We start from the raw sequence: 14543 nt of genomic DNA, 5'->3' as shown, positions 1-14543 counted from the left end.
TCAGGGGGACGACCCGTAAATGGGGGCGCCGGGCGACCGGTCAGGCGCCGTGCCAGAAGATCGCGATCCCGGCGTTCAGCACGGCGAGGGCGCCGATCGTCCAGAAGGCCGTGGCGGTCGGCCGGCCGGCGCGCTCCCGCGTGATGACGACGCCGAAGGCGCCGCCGATGGCGAGGGCGACCACCAGCTTCACCCCGAGCTTGAGGTAGTCGAGGTGCACGCCGGCGGGGAAGGGGATCGCGAGCAGCAGTCCGGACGCGATCATCACCCCCAGCCCCGTGCGGAACAGGGTCGTGGTGACGTAGCGTCGCCGCACCGCCTGCGCGGCCCAGCCGCCGAGCAGCAGAGCGAAGCCGACGAGGTGCACGAGCACGAGGAACTCGCGCAGCAGGGTCAACAGGTCCATGAGGTCTCCGTTCGGATCGGTCAGAGCGCGGCGGTCTTGCCGCCGTCGACGGGCAGCACCACGCCGGTCACGAAGGATGCGGCGGGTGAGGCCAGCCACGCGATCGCCTCGGCGACCTCCTCGGGGCGCCCCATCCGCTGCATCGGGATGAACCGGCCGATGCGTTCGCGCACCTCCGCGGGCTGGTCGAGCACCGAGCCCGACGCGATCGGCCCCGGCGCGACGGCGTTCACGCGCACGCCCCGGGCGGCCTCGTCGAGCGCCGTGGTGCGGGTGAGGCCGACGACGCCGTGCTTGGCGGCGGCATAGGCCGACATGCCGGGGGCACCGCCGAGGCCTGCGGTGGAAGCGACGTTCACGACGGCCCCACCGTCGCGGATCGCAGCGAGCTCCGCGCGCAGGCACCGGGACAGGCCCAGCAGGTCGACCGCGAGCACCTGGGCGAACTCCACGTCGTCGATCTCGGTGAGCGGACGAGGCAGGTGCGCGATGCCGAGGTTGTTCACTGCGACGTCGATCCCCTCCGGGGCGTGCACGGCCAGGAACTCCGCCAGCGCGCCCGCCTCGGCGGCGTCGAACGCGACCGCTTCCGCGTCGTGACCGTCGCCGCGCAGCGCGTCCGCGAGTGCGGCCAGTGGATCCGGTCGGCGCGATACCAGGAGGATCCGATGCCCTTCCGCAGCGAGCCGGGGTGCGACGGCCTCGCCGATGGCGCCGTTCGCGCCGACGACGAGCGCGGTGCTCATGACGCGTCCTCCGCGGCCGCGGTGCGCGGACCTCGCCGCGGCCTGTCCCGGGGCAGCAGGAACGTTGCTGCGATCAGCCAGGCTCCGCCCCCGAAGCGCACGATCGGCAACAGCGCCTGCAGCGGGTCGATCACGAGCGAGAGGAACGACAGCTCGCCCACGGCCGCGAGCACGAGCCCGGCCAGCGCGAGCCAGCGCGGGATCAGCCGCAGGATGAACGCCGGCACGGCGATGCCGGCGATCAGCAGTCCCATGCCCACGGCGTAGCCGACACCGCCGAGCCCGAAGGCGAGTCGCCCGAGGGTCGCGGCGCTGCCGGGATCGGCGGCATCGGGACCGGAGGCGAGCGCCCAGGTCACGAGGGCCGAGACGAGCAGCAGCAGTGAGGCGCCGATCCCGCCGTACAGGCCGATGACCGGGCCGGGCACGCGCACGCCGAGGCGCAGCTGGCGGGCGTAGATCGAGGCGGCGAGGATCCCCAGCGGCACGGCGGCGCCGAGTTGCAGAGTCGCCGCGATGCGGATCGGCAGGGCGTGGGCGGTGTACCAGCTCGCGACGTCGGCGGCGGAGGCGAACGGCGCAGGAACCGACCCGGTGCCCACGAGCAGCACCACGACGCCGGCGATGGTCAGGGCGAAGGCGACGATCGCGAGCGGGCCCAGCGGGGGCCCGCCGGGGCGACGGGAAGCAGGCGAAGAATCGGTCATGACTGAAATGATGCATGGCATGAATCATTCTGTCAAGAGGACTATGCTGGACCCATGGATGCCGCTCGCCGACCCGCACGCACGGGGTTCCTGCTGTCCCAGCTCGGCGCATTCGCCTCCGCGCGATTCGCCGAACTCGTGAAGCCGGCCGGCCTCACCCCGGCGACGGCCGGCGTGCTGCGGATCCTGATGCAGAACCCCGGGCTCAGTCAGCGGGCGCTGGCGGACCGGCTCGGCGCCGTGCCCAGCCGGGTGGTCGTGCTCGTCGACACTCTCGAGGCGGCCGGCCTGGTGTCGCGGACACGCGATCCCGACGATCGCCGCCACCACCGCCTCGATCTCACCGAGGACGGCCGTGCCACTCTGCGGACCCTCCGCGCGGCGGCGGAGCAGCAGAACGCCGACGTCCTGAGCCCTCTGGATCCGGCCGAGCGCGAGGCGTTCGCCGCCCTCGTGACCCGCCTCGCCGCCGCACACGGACTCGATCCCGATGTGCATCGCGGATACGGCGGCGGAGGTCGCACCGACTGACCCGACCCGGCAGAAAGTTCCCGCACCCCCTACCGATTCACCGAATCGATTCGATACCATGGGAAACGGCCTGCCGTGACCGATCACGGCGGGCCTTGCTTCGTCCCCCGCCGATCCCCGCCCGAAGAGTTCCGCATGTCCACGTCCCTCACCACCGGCCGCCCCTGGCGCGTCATCCTGGCCTTCGCCGTCCCCCTGCTGATCGGCAATGTCGTGCAGCAGCTCTACCAGTTCGCCGACGCGATCGTCGTCGGCCGCCATCTCGGCGTCGACTCGCTCGCCGCCGTGGGCGCGACCGGCAGCCTGATCTTCCTGCTGATCGGCTTCGCATGGGGACTCAGCAGCGGCTTCGCGATCCCGACCGCGCAGGCATACGGCGCGGGCGATCACGCCGCGGTGCGACGGTCGGTCGCCACGGGCACGCTGCTGACCGCCGCGACGAGCATCATCATCTCGGTCGGCGCCCCGCTCGTGACCGCGCCGCTGCTCGCCCTGCTGCAGACGCCCGAGGTGCTGATGCCCGAGGCGACCGTGTTCACTCAGGTCACCTTCATCGGCGGCAGCACGATCATGTTCTTCAACTACCTCTCCGCGGTGATCCGCGCGATCGGCGACTCGCGCACCCCACTCGTGTTCCTCACCGTCTCCTGCGCGCTGAACATCGTGCTCGTGATCCTCATGGTCGGCACGTTCGAATGGGGCGTCGCGGGCGCCGCCTGGGCCACCGTCGTCGCGCAGGGCGTCTCGGTCGTGCTGTGCCTCGTGTACGTGTGGCGCAAGCTCCCGGTGCTGCATGTGCACCGGGCCGACTGGCGGGTCACCCGCGACGACATCGTCCAGCACCTGCGCCTCGGCCTCCCGATGGGCTTCCAGGCCTCGATCATCGCGATCGGCACGATCACCGTGCAGGTCGCGCTGAACATGCTCGGCCCCGTCGCCGTCGCCGCATACACGACCGCCTCCCGCGTGGACAGCATCGCGGTCGCGTTCCTCGCCTCGATCGGACTCGCCGCCTCGATGTACGCGGCGCAGAACCTCGGCGGACGTCGGCCCGACCGCATTCGCCGCGGCGTGACGCAGGCGATCTGGATGGCCGTCATCACGGCCGTCGTGCTCGGAGCGCTGCTGGTGCTGTTCGGATCCTCGATGGTGCGCGTGTTCATCGGCGACGGATCCGACGAGGTCGTGCGCCTCGCCGCCCTCATGCTGCTGATCAACGGTGTCAGCTACACCGCGCTCGGAGTGCTGTTCGTGCTGCGCGGCGTCCTGCAGGGCCTCGGGCACACGCTCATCCCGACCGTCACCGGCGTGATCGAGCTCGTGATGCGCGTCGGGGCCGCCGTCGTGCTCGGTGCCCTCATCGGCTACCCCGGCGTCGCGCTGAGCAACCCGCTCGCGTGGCTGGGCGCGGCGGCGCTGCTCATCCCCGCGTACGTGAAGGCGCATCGCGAACTGGCGCGGATGCCCGTGGATCCGATCGAGGTCACCCCGACCACCGCGATCCCGGTCATCGGCCCGACCGACGGTTCCATGGTCGTCGACGCCGTCATCACGGCCTCCGTTCCGGTGGTGAGGGCGAAGCCTCGGCTCAAAGTCGGACGGCGCTGAGGGCGGACCGGGGCTGACCGCGAACCCCGCACGGTGCTCCGATCTCCGCCGGGCGCTTGCGGTGAGAGCGTGCGGTCGAGCACTCTGGAGTTCTTGGGGGGACCGTCGGCGTGCGAGGAGCTCCCCCATATGACCCAGCGGATCACCCCCAACATCTGGTGCGACCATGCTGCCGAGGAGGCCGGGGCCTTCTACGCGTCGGTGTTCGACCGCACCACTTCGCGGGTCGTCGCGCGCTACCCCGTCGACGGACTGCCGGAGTTCCAGCGCTCGTTCGCCGGGAAGCCGCTCACCGTGGACGTGGAGATCGACGGCTACCGGATCACCTTGATCAACGCCGGATCCGAATTCGCGCCGAACCCGGCGATCTCGTTTCTGTTGAGTGTGGATCCGCGCCGCTTCGACGATGAGAATGCCGCGCGGGCCTGGATCAACCGCACCTGGACCAGACTCGGCGAAGACGGCCTCGTGCTGATGGACATTGGGGAGTACTTCTTCAGCGGCCTGTACGGCTGGGTCGAGGATCGTTACGGGGTCAGCTGGCAGCTGAAGCTGATGGACCGCGATGCCGAGCCCGCGCCGCTGATCACCCCGATGCTCGTGTTCGGCGGGCCCGTGCGGAACAGGTCGCAGGAGGCGATCGGGCTGTACGGCGAGCTGCTGCCGCCGTCGGGGATCACCCGTCAGGTCGAGTATCCGGTGACCGAGCCTCCGCACGTCGACGAGCCGATCATCTACTCCGAGTTCCTGCTCGCCGGGCAGCGCTTCGCGGCTTTCGATTCTCCCGTCGACAGGGACTTCACGTTCACTCCCGGGTTCTCATTGCAGATCGACTGCGACGGACAGGAGGAGATCGACCGGATCTGGGAGGCGCTCAGCGCCGTGCCGCAGGCCGAGCAGTGCGGCTGGCTCGTAGACCGGTTCGGCGTGAGCTGGCAGGTCGTGCCCGCGAATCTCGGCGAGCTGATGCAACGGCCGAACGCGTACGAGCACTTGATGCGTATGGGACGGATCGTCATCGCCGACCTCTGAGCCGCCCGGACCCCGGCCGCTCCGCCGGCGCCGGATCCCCTCGTTCGGGTCGCGATGACATCGTTCAGGTCGCAATATCTGCTGTTTCCGGCGGCTGGGAACAGCAGATAGTGCGACCTGAACTCGAGGATCGCGACCTGAGCCGGATCCGGGAGCGCGGCGAGCGGGTTCAGCGGATGGCGAGGAAGCCCAGCACCGCGCTCGCCACGGCCAGCACGGCGAGGACGATCGCCGGGGTCGCCGTCTCCTTGCGGCGCAGGTGCACGACGACGGCGCCGAGCATGATGACTGCGAGACCGGCGCCGGCGAGCGGGGTGAGGATCGGGGCGATCCCGGTCGCGAGCGGCAGGATGAGCCCGATCGCGCCCACGACCTCGAGGGCGGCGATCGCCTTGATCGAGCCTGCGGAGAAGTCCTCGGTCCAGGCCATCCCGCGCTCGGCGAGCACCGGCTTCGGGGTGATCAGCTTCATGCCGCCGCCGCCCAGCATGGCGAGGGTTAGCAGCGCGTTGACGATCCACAGGGCGATCAGCATGAGGTTCCTTCTTGTTATCGATCGTCACCTTGTTACGATCAGTAAGTAAAGGATGGAGCATCGTGGAGACGCGTACAAAAGGCACATCGGTGTCACCGGCGCACAGGGGCAGAACCGTGAGCGAGCCGGCGCCCGCCGCGCCTGCGGATCTCTCCGAGTACGAGCGCTCGTGCGAGGGGCAGCCAGGCGGTCCCGAGGTGGGGCGCATGATCCGCGACGTTCTCGACCGGGTAGGGGACAAGTGGTCGCTGCTGGTCGTCGCCACCCTCGGCGACGACGTGATGCGGTTCAGCGACCTGCTGCGGCACATCCCCGGGATCTCCCAGCGCATGCTCACCCTGACGCTGCGCCAGCTCGAGCGCGACGGGCTCGTGATCCGCACCGCCTACGCAGAAGTCCCGCCACGGGTGGAGTATCGGCTCACGGCTCTCGGCAGCACCTTCGTCGAGATCGCGCACACGATCGCACAGTGGGCGATCGCCAACCACGCCACGATCGAGCAGTCCCGCGCCGACTACGACGCGCGCTGACGTCCGCTCGCAGCCCCTCAGGGTTTCGAAGCGCGCAAATGGCTGGATCCGGGCCGGATCCACAGCAAAGTGCGCGCTCTGAAACGACAGGGGAGCGGCCCGGTCAGCGGTGGTCGCGGTCGTGGTGCTGGCCCGACTCGTCGCCGCTCGCGATGCGCTCGGCCTCGCGAGCGCGCAGATCCACGCGGCGGATCTTGCCGGAGATCGTCTTCGGCAGCTCCGGCACGAACTCGATGATCCGCACCCAGAGGTGCGGGGAGAGCTGGCCTCGGGCGTAGGCGAAGATCGAGCCGGCGGTCGCGGTGAGGTCGTCGTGCGCCGACGCGGTCAGCAGCACATACGCCTTCGGCACCGCGAGGCGGGTCGGATCCGGGCTCGGCACGACCGCCGCCTCCATGACGTCCGGGTGCTCGAGCAGCACCGACTCGAGCTCGAAGGGCGAGATCTTGTAGTCGGACGCCTTGAACACGTCGTCCGCGCGCCCGACGTACGTCAGGTACCCCTCGGCGTCGCGGGTCGCGATGTCGCCCGTGTGGTGGAAGCCGCCCTCGCGTGAGCGCGCGGTGGCATCGGGATCCGCGTAGTACCCGGCCATGAGCCCGAGCGGGCGCTCCGCGAGGTCGAGGCAGATCTCGCCCTCGGCCACGCCATCCGCGTCGCCGTCCACGCGCGCCCCGGTGACCGGATCCACCAGCACCACCGGGTATCCGGGCAGCGGGCGACCCATGGATCCGTCCTTCACGACCTGGCCCGGCGAGTTGCCCACGCAGGCCGTCATCTCGGTCTGCCCGAAGCCGTCGCGGATCGTGCCGCCCCAGGCCTGACGCACGCGACCGATGACCTCGGGGTTCAGCGGTTCGCCGGCGCCGACGAGTTCGCGCGGCGGGTGCGGGAGCCGGCTCAGATCGGCCTGGATCAGCATGCGCCACACCGTCGGCGGGGCGCAGAACGTCGTGACGCGGTGCTGCTCCATGACCTCCATGAGCGTGTTCGCGTCGAAGCGGTCGTAGTTGTAGACGAACACGGTGGCCTCGGCGAGGAACGGCGAGTAGAAGCTCGACCAGGCGTGCTTGGCCCAGCCGGGCGAGGAGATGTTCAGGTGCACATCGTCCTCGCGCACGCCCAGCCACCACATGGTCGACAGGTGCCCGACCGGATACGACACGTGCGTGTGCTGCACGAGCTTCGGCCGGCTGGTCGTGCCCGAGGTGAAGTACAGCAGGCTCGTGTCACCGGCCGGGGTGGGACCGTCGGGTTCGTAGTCGTTCTCGGCGTCGTTCGAGCCGGCGAAGTCGTGCCAGCCGGCGGGCGCCGCCGCGCCAGACGTGTCGGGCACGGCGATGCGCTCGATGTCTTCGGGCAGCTCGGAGACGCGGTCGGCGAGGGATCCGAGCGTCACGATCGCGCGTGCCTCGCCCTTCTCCGCGCGGTAGGCCAGATCCGCGGGGGAGAGCAGCGTCGAAGTGGGGATCGCGACCGCCCCGACCTTGGTGAGGCCGAGCATCGTCTCCCACAGATCGATCGTGTTGCCTAGCATCACGATCACGTGGTCACCGCGGCGGATCCCGAGGCCCTGCAGCCAGTTCGCGACCTGGTTCGAGCGGCGCGCGAGCTCGCCGTAGGTCCAGCTTCTGCTCGTCAGATCGGCCGAGACGATCTGCACCGCAGGCCGGTTCGGCGTCTCGCCGGCCACGACGTCGAACCACTCCAGGGCGAAGTTGAACTCGGACAGCGCGGGCCAGTGGAAGACCGCGCGGGCGCCCGCGTAATCGGAGGCGTGCGCGAGCAGCAGGTCGCGGGCGGAGCGGATCGCGGCGGTCGCGGCGGTGGCGGGGCGGGGCTGGCTCATGGAGCCATCTTCGTCCGGATCCCGCGGATCCGCGCGCCTTGATCGCCGTTTCGAAGCGCGCGAATGACCCTTCCCGGCCTCGGGTCACGGCAATTCGCGCGCTTCGAAACGGGGCGGCCCGCCGCGGCGACGCTCGATACGCTGGCAGGGACCCTCTGCATCCGCTGAACGGAGACCCATGAGTGCCCCCTCGAGCCCGCTGTTCGTCCCCATCGGCAATGAGCCGCGTGACTACGCCTGGGGCCGGTTGGACGGCGTCGCGGGCGTGCTCGGGACCGCGGGCACCGGCGGCCCGGAGGCGGAGCTGTGGCTCGGCGCGCACCCCGGATCCCCGGCGCGCACCGTCGCCGGCGAACCCTGGGCGACGCTGCTGGACTGGGAGAACGAGAGCGGCTCCCGCCTGCCGTTCCTGCTCAAGATCCTCGTGTCGGGCGCGCCCCTGTCGCTCCAGGCGCATCCCACCCCGGCCCAGGCCGAGGCCGGATTCGCCGATGAGAACGCCCGTGGCATCCCTCTCACCGCCGCGCACCGGAACTACAAGGATCCCTATGCCAAGCCCGAGCTGATCGTCGCCCTCGAGGACGGCTTCGAGGCGCTGTGCGGCTTCCGTCCCGTCGCCGAGATCCTCGCCGATGTGGACGCCCTCGCGGCGCGATCCGGATCCGACTCGCTGGCGCCCTGGCGCGAGGAGCTGGCCGGCCCCGACGGGCTGCGCGCCGGGTTCTCCTGGCTGCTGGCCGGCGGTGCGGCCGTGGACCTCGCCGTCGCCGCGCTCGTGGCCGCGGCGTCGGGTGACGGCCGCTTCGAGCTGATCACGCGCCTCGCCGAGGCCTACCCCGGCGACCCCGGCATCGCGGTCGCCCTGATGCTGCACCACATCACGCTCGCCGCGGGGGAGTCGCTCTGGCTGCCCGCCGGCAACATCCATGCCTATCTGCGCGGAGCCGGCGTCGAGCTCATGGGCCCGAGTGACAACGTGCTGCGCGGCGGGCTCACCCCCAAGCACGTCGACACCGCCGAGCTCGAGCGCGTGCTGACCTTCACCGCGTCGGACGACGACCACCTCGTCCCCGTCGAGGTCGCCGAGAACGTGCTCGGCTACCGCCCGCGCATCCACGCCACCGGCGCCGAAGTGCCGTTCGAGCTGCTCGCGGTCACCGGCGCGGCCGAGATCGCGCTGGCCGGCCCCTCGATCGCGATCGCCACGGACGGATCGTTCACCCTGTCCGCCGGCGACGAGACAGCGGACGTGCCCCGCGCCGCCTCCGTGTTCGTGAGCCGGCCGGCGCACGTGCAGGTGACCGGATCCGGCCGGCTCTGGATCGCCACCGCGGAGTCCACCGCCGGCTGAGCGCACGCGCTCGCGCATGCGGCACCGCCCGACCCCGTAACGTATTACCGTGAATCGCCCCGTCTCCCGTCGCCTCCTGGGACTGTCCGTGCAGGAGTGGGCCCTCGTCGGGATCACGATCATCTGGGGCGGCACGTTCCTCGTCGTGCACACGGCGATGCAGCATTCCGGGCCGTGGTTCTTCGTGGGGTTCCGGTTCCTCGCGGCGGGAGTGTTCGCCGCGGCGGTCTTCTGGCGCTCGCTGCACGGGATGACGTGGCGCGAGTTCGGGGCCGGCGCGGCCATCGGCGCCGCCATCTACGGCGGCTACGGTCTGCAGACCGCGGGCCTGCAGACGATCGACTCCAGCACCAGCGCGTTCATGACCGCGTTCTACGTGCCGCTCGTTCCGCTGCTGCAGTGGCTGGTGCTGCGCAAGCCGCCGAGGGCGCTGACCCTGGTGGGGGCGGGCCTGGCGTTCGTCGGCCTGCTGCTGGTGGCCGGCATCGGATCCCGCGGCATCCAGCTGGGCGAGGGCGAGATCCTCACCCTCATCAGCACGCTGCCGATCGCGGGGGAGATCATCCTGATCAGCCTCTTCGGCGGGCGCTTCGACGTGGGGCGGCTGACGGTGGTGCAGCTGCTCACCGCGTCGCTGCTGGGCTTCGCCACCATGCCCGCCGTCGGCGAGGCGATCCCCGCCTTCGACCCGGTCTGGCTGTTCGCCGGTCTCGGCATGGGCGTCGCGAGCGGTCTGATCCAGCTCACGATGAACTGGGCGCAGCGCTCGGTCTCCGCGACCCGCGCGACCATCATCTACACCGGCGAACCGGTGTGGGCGGGCGTGGTCGGGCGCATCGCGGGGGAGCGGATCCCGCCGCTCGCCATCCTCGGAGCGGCCCTCATCATCGCGGGCACCCTGCTCAGCGAGCTGCAACCGCGCCGCAAGGACGGACGCACCGCCGAGGATCCGGATCCGGATGCGGATGCGGGCGATCGGGATCCGGATGCGCCGGAGCCTGCCTCCCGAGCGGGCGCCTAGGATCACGCGCGTAGACTGGCAGGGTCCGCCCGTCCATCGGGGCGGCCGTAGAACCCGTCGAAGCGGTTACTGAGGCCTGGTCCCCGAGACCGCGCGACGGGCTCGAAGCACAGGGACCCGAGGATCCGTCATGCCCGCCACCCGCACGTTCCAGCTGCGCACGATGTCCATGGGCACCGTGCAGCTCGCGCGCGCCGTTTTCGCCGCCGTCGCGGCGCTCATGATCACGTTCACCGCGAACCACTCGGCGGTCGTCGGGCTCTCGGTGTTCAGCGGTTTCGCTCTCGTCACGGCGCTGATCCACATGCTCGCCGCATGGCTGGTGGCGCCCGCGGGCTGGCGCTGGCCGCACGTGCTGCTCGCCGTGATCTCCGTCATCACCGGCATGGCCGGGGGAGTGCCCGCGTGGCGCTCCACGCCCCTGTTCTTCGTCGTCGTGATCGCGTGGGGTGCGCTGAGCGGGCTCGTCGAGCTCCTCGCCGGACTCCGTGCCCGCCGTCAGGCCCGCGCCGGGACCGCGCCGGCGGTCGTCGCCGACGGCGCCCGCGACGCGATCCTGATCGGATCCCTGAGCCTGGCGCTCGCGGTCGGTCTGCTGTGCGTGCCGACGACCTACGCACTCAACTACTCCATCGCCGAGGCCGGCTCGTTCACGCTGACCGGGATCACCCTGGCCGTGGGCATCTTCGGCGCGTACGCCGCCGTCGTCGCGGTGTTCCTCGGCATCGCAGGGCTCAGCCCCCGCTCCCGCTCCACTGGTTCGGGCATCGACACCGCCGGCACGGCGCCGGCCGAGAACGAAGGATCCGCATGACCGAGAAGACCAGGCGCAGGGATCTGTTCCGGCCGGTGCAGCTGATCGGGCTGTCGCTGCTGTGCGGCGTCTTCGCCGGCGTCGTCACGCTGATCGCCACGGGCGCCTTCACCGACAAGGTGATGCGCGCCGTCGACAAGGGCACCTACGCGGCCATCCCGCCGTGGAACCTCGCCTTCATCGTGACCGGCGGGATCTTCATCGCGGCCCTGCTGATCCTCTCGATCCTGATCCTTGCGGTGGACCCTGCGGACTTCACCAAGACCCACGACCGCCCGGTGCTCTATGACAAGGTCGACGACACCGCAGCCGCACCGGGAACGACGGGCACGGTCGATGCCGACTCGGACGACGCATCCGGATCCGCGGAGGGCGACGCGCCGAAGGCGTAGTCGACCGGGAATAGCCCGGATCCGGAACGCCTTGACCCCAGGGTGAGCATGACGATCGATCGCGCCTCTGTCGGACTCCGATCCGATCGCGGCCCGGTGCTGCTCTCGCTCATGCTCGCGATGGGTCTCATCGCGATGGACGCGACGATCCTGGCCACGGCCGTGCCGAGCGTGGTGCGCGATCTCGGCAGCTACCAGCAGTTCCCCTGGCTGTTCTCGATCTACCTGCTCGCGCAGGCCGTGAGCGTGCCGATCTACTCCAAGCTCGCCGACACGGTCGGCCGCAAGCCGATCGTGCTCTTCGGGATCGCCCTGTTCCTGGTCGGATCCATCCTGTGCGGACTCGCGTGGAGCATGACCTCGCTCATCCTGTTCCGATTGGTGCAGGGACTCGGCGCAGGGGCCGTCGGGCCGATGGTCGCGACCATCGTCGGCGACATCTACACGCTGTCCGAGCGCGCCGTCGTGCAGGGATACATCGCCAGCGTCTGGGCGCTGTCCTCGGTGATCGGCCCGGCGCTGGGCGGGTTGTTCGCCCAGTTCGACGCCTGGAGGCTGATTTTCTTCATCAACATCCCGCTCTGCCTGATCGCGGGATGGATGCTGGTGAGGCATTTCCATGAGCAGATCGACAAGCATCGGCATCGGATCGACTACCTCGGCGCGGGGCTGCTGACGATCGGTCTGACCGGCATCATCCTCGGCATCCTCGAGGGCGGCAATGCCTGGGCCTGGCTGTCGGTCCCGAGCCTGGTCTGCTTCGTCGGCGGTGCGCTGGCGCTCGTCGCCTTCGCGCTCGTGGAGCGCCGCGCGGCCGAGCCGATCATCGACCTGCGGCTCATCTCGCGCCGCCTCATCCTCACCACGACGCTCGCCTCGCTCGCGATCGGCGCCCTGCTCACGGGCATCACGAGCTTCGCGCCGGCGTATCTGCAGGGTGCGATCGCGGTGCCGCCGCTGCTGGCAGGGCTCGCTGTGGCCGCGCTCACCCTGGGCTGGCCGCTCTCGGCCGCCAACGCCGGGCGGCTGTATCTGCGGCACGGGTTCCGCTTCACCGCGCTGATCGGGGCGTCGATCGCCGTGCTCGCCGCGATCGGGCTGGCGCTGATCGGGCCGTATCCGAACGCCTACACGCTCGCCGCGGTCGCCTTCGTGATCGGCTTCGGCCTGGGCTGGACCGCCGCGCCCACGCTCATCGTCGCGCAGGCATCCGTCGGCTGGGGCGAGCGCGGCGCGGTCACCGGGATGAACACGTTCGCCCGTTCGGCCGGCAGCGCCGTGGGCGTGGCCGTGTTCGGTGCGATCTCGAACGCGATCATCGCCTCCGGTGGCGGATCCGAGGACCCGGCGACCGTCGTGCACGCCTCGACCTGGGTGTTCATCGCGGCGGCCGTGACCGCAGCGCTCATGCTGGTGGCGATCCTCGCGATGCCGAAGGACCGCGCCGGCGAGCACTCCGGCGCGCCCGCAGCCGCACCCGCCGAGGCCTGAGCCCGGGGCATCGGGGCCCGGAACCAGCCTCACGAACAAAGGACGGATGCACGTCCACAGGACAGGATCCGAGGATCCGTCCTGCAGAGTTGCATCCGTCCTTTCGGCGTGAGCGAGTTCCCTACTTCGCGAGCGTCTCCGCGAGCCCCACGTACGTCGCCGGGGTCAGCGCGAGCAGGCGCTGCTTCGCGGCGTCGCCGATCTCCAGGCCCTGCACGAACTCGGCGAGGTCGGCCGCGCCCACACGGTGACCGCGGGTGAGCTCCTTGAGCAGCGCATACGGATCCTGGATCGTGGAGCGCCCGGCGACGACCTCCGCGCGGATCACGGTCTGGATGGCCTCGGCGAGCACCTCCCAGTTGTGGTCGAGGTCTTCGAGCAGCACGTCGCGCGAGAGCGAGATCTCGTTGAGGCCGCGGCGCAGATTGTCCAGGGCGAGCAGCGAGTGCCCGAAGGCGACGCCGATGTTGCGCTGCGTGGTCGAGTCGGTGAGATCGCGCTGCATCCGGCTCGTGACGAGGGTCTGCGACAGGGAGTTCAGCAGCGCCCCGGACAGCTCCAGGTTCGCCTCGGCGTTCTCGAAGCGGATCGGGTTGATCTTGTGCGGCATGGTCGAGGATCCGGTCGCGCCGGCGACGGGGATCTGCGCGAAGTAGCCGAGCGAGATGTAGGTCCAGATGTCGGTCGCGAGGTTGTGCAGGATCCCGCCCGCATGGCGCACGTGGTCGTACAGCTCGACCTGCCAGTCGTGCGACTCGATCTGGGTGGTGAGGATGTTGAAGTCGATGCCGAGGCCCTCGATGTACTCGCGGGCGATCATCGGCCAGTCGACGTCGGGCTCGGCGGCGAGGTGCGCCGACCAGGTGCCGGTCGCGCCGGAGAACTTGGCGAGGTACTCGGATCCCTCGATCCGCTTGACCACGCGCTCCAGCCGCCATGCGAACACCGCGAGCTCCTTGCCCATGGTCGAGGGCGTTGCCGGCTGGCCGTGCGTGCGGGACAGCATGGCGGCGTCGGCGTGCTCGACCGAGAGCTCGCGGAGCTTGGCGATCACGTCCTGGAGCGCGGGCAGCCACACCCGCTCGACGGCGCGCTTGACGGTGAGGGCGTAGGAGGCGGAGTTGATGTCCTCGCTCGTGCAGGCGAAGTGCGTGAGCTCGGCGATGGCGTCCAGGCCCAGCGCCGAAAGGCGGTCGCGGACGAGGTACTCCACGGCCTTCACGTCGTGGCGGGTCACCGCCTCCTTCTCGGCGAGCCAATCGATCTCGGCCTGGCCGAAGTCGCGGTACAGGCCGCGCAGACGGTCCTTGTCGGCCTCGGCGAGCGGCGCGGTGCCGAACAGAGCGCGGTCCGTGAGGGCGATCAGCCACTCCACCTCGACCTCGACGCGGGCACGGTTCAGGCCGGCCTCGGAGAGGTAGTCGGCGAGCGGGGCGACCGCGGCGCGGTAGCGGCCGTCGAGCGGGCTGAGAGGCTGGACGGGAAGCGAGGCGGTCACGGGGTGTCCTCCGGAAGAGTCGTGGATCATGC

Annotated in this window: 15 protein-coding genes; 9 read left to right on the top strand and 6 right to left on the bottom strand. The window is 70.5% G+C overall.

Annotated features, from left to right (window positions below):
• Nucleotides 1-40 precede the first annotated feature (40 nt).
• Genes ACTJI8_RS06510 through ACTJI8_RS06500 form a run of 3 tightly spaced genes read right to left on the bottom strand, consistent with a single transcriptional unit; the run spans nt 41 to nt 1859 of the window.
• Nucleotides 41-406 (bottom strand): Fe-S protein, encoded by a 366-nt coding sequence (locus ACTJI8_RS06510; RefSeq protein WP_440732606.1) that lies wholly within the window; start codon nt 404-406, stop codon nt 41-43.
• A 20-nt stretch (nt 407-426) separates the two neighbouring features.
• Entirely contained in the window at nt 427-1152 is a 726-nt protein-coding gene (locus tag ACTJI8_RS06505) for an SDR family NAD(P)-dependent oxidoreductase (RefSeq protein WP_440732605.1), read from the bottom strand.
• On the bottom strand, nt 1149-1859 hold the full coding sequence (locus ACTJI8_RS06500) for a hypothetical protein (RefSeq protein ID WP_440732604.1): 711 nt from the start codon (nt 1857-1859) through the stop codon (nt 1149-1151). The genes ACTJI8_RS06505 and ACTJI8_RS06500 overlap by 4 nt, the downstream gene beginning before the upstream one ends.
• Nucleotides 1860-1913: 54 nt before the next feature.
• On the opposite strand from ACTJI8_RS06500, the gene ACTJI8_RS06495 reads away from it, so the two are divergent.
• The 3 genes from ACTJI8_RS06495 (at nt 1914) to ACTJI8_RS06485 (ending at nt 5030) form a co-directional block, all read left to right on the top strand.
• Nucleotides 1914-2390: a MarR family winged helix-turn-helix transcriptional regulator gene (locus tag ACTJI8_RS06495; RefSeq protein WP_440732603.1), complete on the top strand. Its 477-nt coding sequence runs from the start codon at nt 1914-1916 to the stop codon at nt 2388-2390.
• Between the two features lie 135 nt (nt 2391-2525).
• Nucleotides 2526-3998, top strand: a complete 1473-nt coding sequence (locus tag ACTJI8_RS06490) for an MATE family efflux transporter (protein ID WP_440732602.1) — start codon at nt 2526-2528, stop codon at nt 3996-3998.
• Nucleotides 3999-4127: 129 nt separating this feature from the next.
• Nucleotides 4128-5030: a VOC family protein gene (locus ACTJI8_RS06485; RefSeq protein WP_440732601.1), complete on the top strand. Its 903-nt coding sequence runs from the start codon at nt 4128-4130 to the stop codon at nt 5028-5030.
• Between the two features lie 169 nt (nt 5031-5199).
• On the opposite strand, the gene ACTJI8_RS06480 is transcribed toward ACTJI8_RS06485, so the two are convergent.
• Nucleotides 5200-5565, bottom strand: coding sequence for a DoxX family protein (locus ACTJI8_RS06480; RefSeq protein ID WP_440732600.1), 366 nt, complete (start codon nt 5563-5565; stop codon nt 5200-5202).
• 116 nt (nt 5566-5681) lie between these two features.
• Here ACTJI8_RS06480 and ACTJI8_RS06475 point away from each other — a divergent pair, with 116 nt between their 5' ends.
• Nucleotides 5682-6095 (top strand): winged helix-turn-helix transcriptional regulator, encoded by a 414-nt coding sequence (locus ACTJI8_RS06475; RefSeq protein ID WP_440732599.1) that lies wholly within the window; start codon nt 5682-5684, stop codon nt 6093-6095.
• Nucleotides 6096-6198: 103 nt separating this feature from the next.
• On the opposite strand, the gene ACTJI8_RS06470 is transcribed toward ACTJI8_RS06475, so the two are convergent.
• On the bottom strand, nt 6199-7944 hold the full coding sequence (locus ACTJI8_RS06470) for an AMP-binding protein (RefSeq protein ID WP_440732598.1): 1746 nt from the start codon (nt 7942-7944) through the stop codon (nt 6199-6201).
• A gap of 178 nt (nt 7945-8122) precedes the next feature.
• Between ACTJI8_RS06470 and manA the strand changes: the two genes are divergently transcribed.
• From manA to ACTJI8_RS06445, 5 genes are all read left to right on the top strand, one after another.
• Nucleotides 8123-9295: a mannose-6-phosphate isomerase, class I gene (manA, locus tag ACTJI8_RS06465; protein ID WP_440732597.1), complete on the top strand. Its 1173-nt coding sequence runs from the start codon at nt 8123-8125 to the stop codon at nt 9293-9295.
• Nucleotides 9296-9344: 49 nt separating this feature from the next.
• Nucleotides 9345-10316 (top strand): DMT family transporter, encoded by a 972-nt coding sequence (locus ACTJI8_RS06460; RefSeq protein WP_440732596.1) that lies wholly within the window; start codon nt 9345-9347, stop codon nt 10314-10316.
• 130 nt (nt 10317-10446) lie between these two features.
• On the top strand, nt 10447-11130 hold the full coding sequence (locus tag ACTJI8_RS06455) for an acyl-CoA synthetase (RefSeq protein ID WP_440732595.1): 684 nt from the start codon (nt 10447-10449) through the stop codon (nt 11128-11130).
• Nucleotides 11127-11522: a hypothetical protein gene (locus tag ACTJI8_RS06450; protein WP_440732594.1), complete on the top strand. Its 396-nt coding sequence runs from the start codon at nt 11127-11129 to the stop codon at nt 11520-11522. Before ACTJI8_RS06455 ends, ACTJI8_RS06450 begins: the two co-directional genes overlap by 4 nt.
• A gap of 48 nt (nt 11523-11570) precedes the next feature.
• Complete coding sequence (locus ACTJI8_RS06445) at nt 11571-13013, top strand: MFS transporter (RefSeq protein ID WP_440732593.1); 1443 nt, start codon at nt 11571-11573, stop codon at nt 13011-13013.
• A gap of 121 nt (nt 13014-13134) precedes the next feature.
• Here the strand turns inward: ACTJI8_RS06445 and purB are convergent, their stop codons facing one another.
• Complete coding sequence (gene purB, locus ACTJI8_RS06440; protein WP_440733201.1) at nt 13135-14541, bottom strand: adenylosuccinate lyase; 1407 nt, start codon at nt 14539-14541, stop codon at nt 13135-13137.
• Nucleotides 14542-14543 lie beyond the last annotated feature (2 nt).

Origin of the sequence: Microbacterium sp. 22303, assembly GCF_052045265.1 — a bacterium.
Classification (GTDB): Bacteria; Actinomycetota; Actinomycetes; order Actinomycetales; family Microbacteriaceae; genus Microbacterium.
This window is presented reverse-complemented; position numbering and strand designations above follow the sequence as displayed.

Coding starts and splice junctions, on each gene's coding strand:
- ACTJI8_RS06510 (WP_440732606.1), bottom strand. CDS start 406: ATGGACCTGTTGACCCTGCTGCGCGAGTTCCTCGTGCTCGTGCACCTC.
- ACTJI8_RS06505 (WP_440732605.1), bottom strand. CDS start 1,152: ATGAGCACCGCGCTCGTCGTCGGCGCGAACGGCGCCATCGGCGAGGCC.
- ACTJI8_RS06500 (WP_440732604.1), bottom strand. CDS start 1,859: ATGACCGATTCTTCGCCTGCTTCCCGTCGCCCCGGCGGGCCCCCGCTG.
- ACTJI8_RS06495 (WP_440732603.1), top strand. CDS start 1,914: ATGGATGCCGCTCGCCGACCCGCACGCACGGGGTTCCTGCTGTCCCAG.
- ACTJI8_RS06490 (WP_440732602.1), top strand. CDS start 2,526: ATGTCCACGTCCCTCACCACCGGCCGCCCCTGGCGCGTCATCCTGGCC.
- ACTJI8_RS06485 (WP_440732601.1), top strand. CDS start 4,128: ATGACCCAGCGGATCACCCCCAACATCTGGTGCGACCATGCTGCCGAG.
- ACTJI8_RS06480 (WP_440732600.1), bottom strand. CDS start 5,565: ATGCTGATCGCCCTGTGGATCGTCAACGCGCTGCTAACCCTCGCCATG.
- ACTJI8_RS06470 (WP_440732598.1), bottom strand. CDS start 7,944: ATGAGCCAGCCCCGCCCCGCCACCGCCGCGACCGCCGCGATCCGCTCC.
- manA (WP_440732597.1), top strand. CDS start 8,123: ATGAGTGCCCCCTCGAGCCCGCTGTTCGTCCCCATCGGCAATGAGCCG.
- ACTJI8_RS06455 (WP_440732595.1), top strand. CDS start 10,447: ATGCCCGCCACCCGCACGTTCCAGCTGCGCACGATGTCCATGGGCACC.
- ACTJI8_RS06450 (WP_440732594.1), top strand. CDS start 11,127: ATGACCGAGAAGACCAGGCGCAGGGATCTGTTCCGGCCGGTGCAGCTG.
- ACTJI8_RS06445 (WP_440732593.1), top strand. CDS start 11,571: ATGACGATCGATCGCGCCTCTGTCGGACTCCGATCCGATCGCGGCCCG.
- purB (WP_440733201.1), bottom strand. CDS start 14,541: ATGATCCACGACTCTTCCGGAGGACACCCCGTGACCGCCTCGCTTCCC.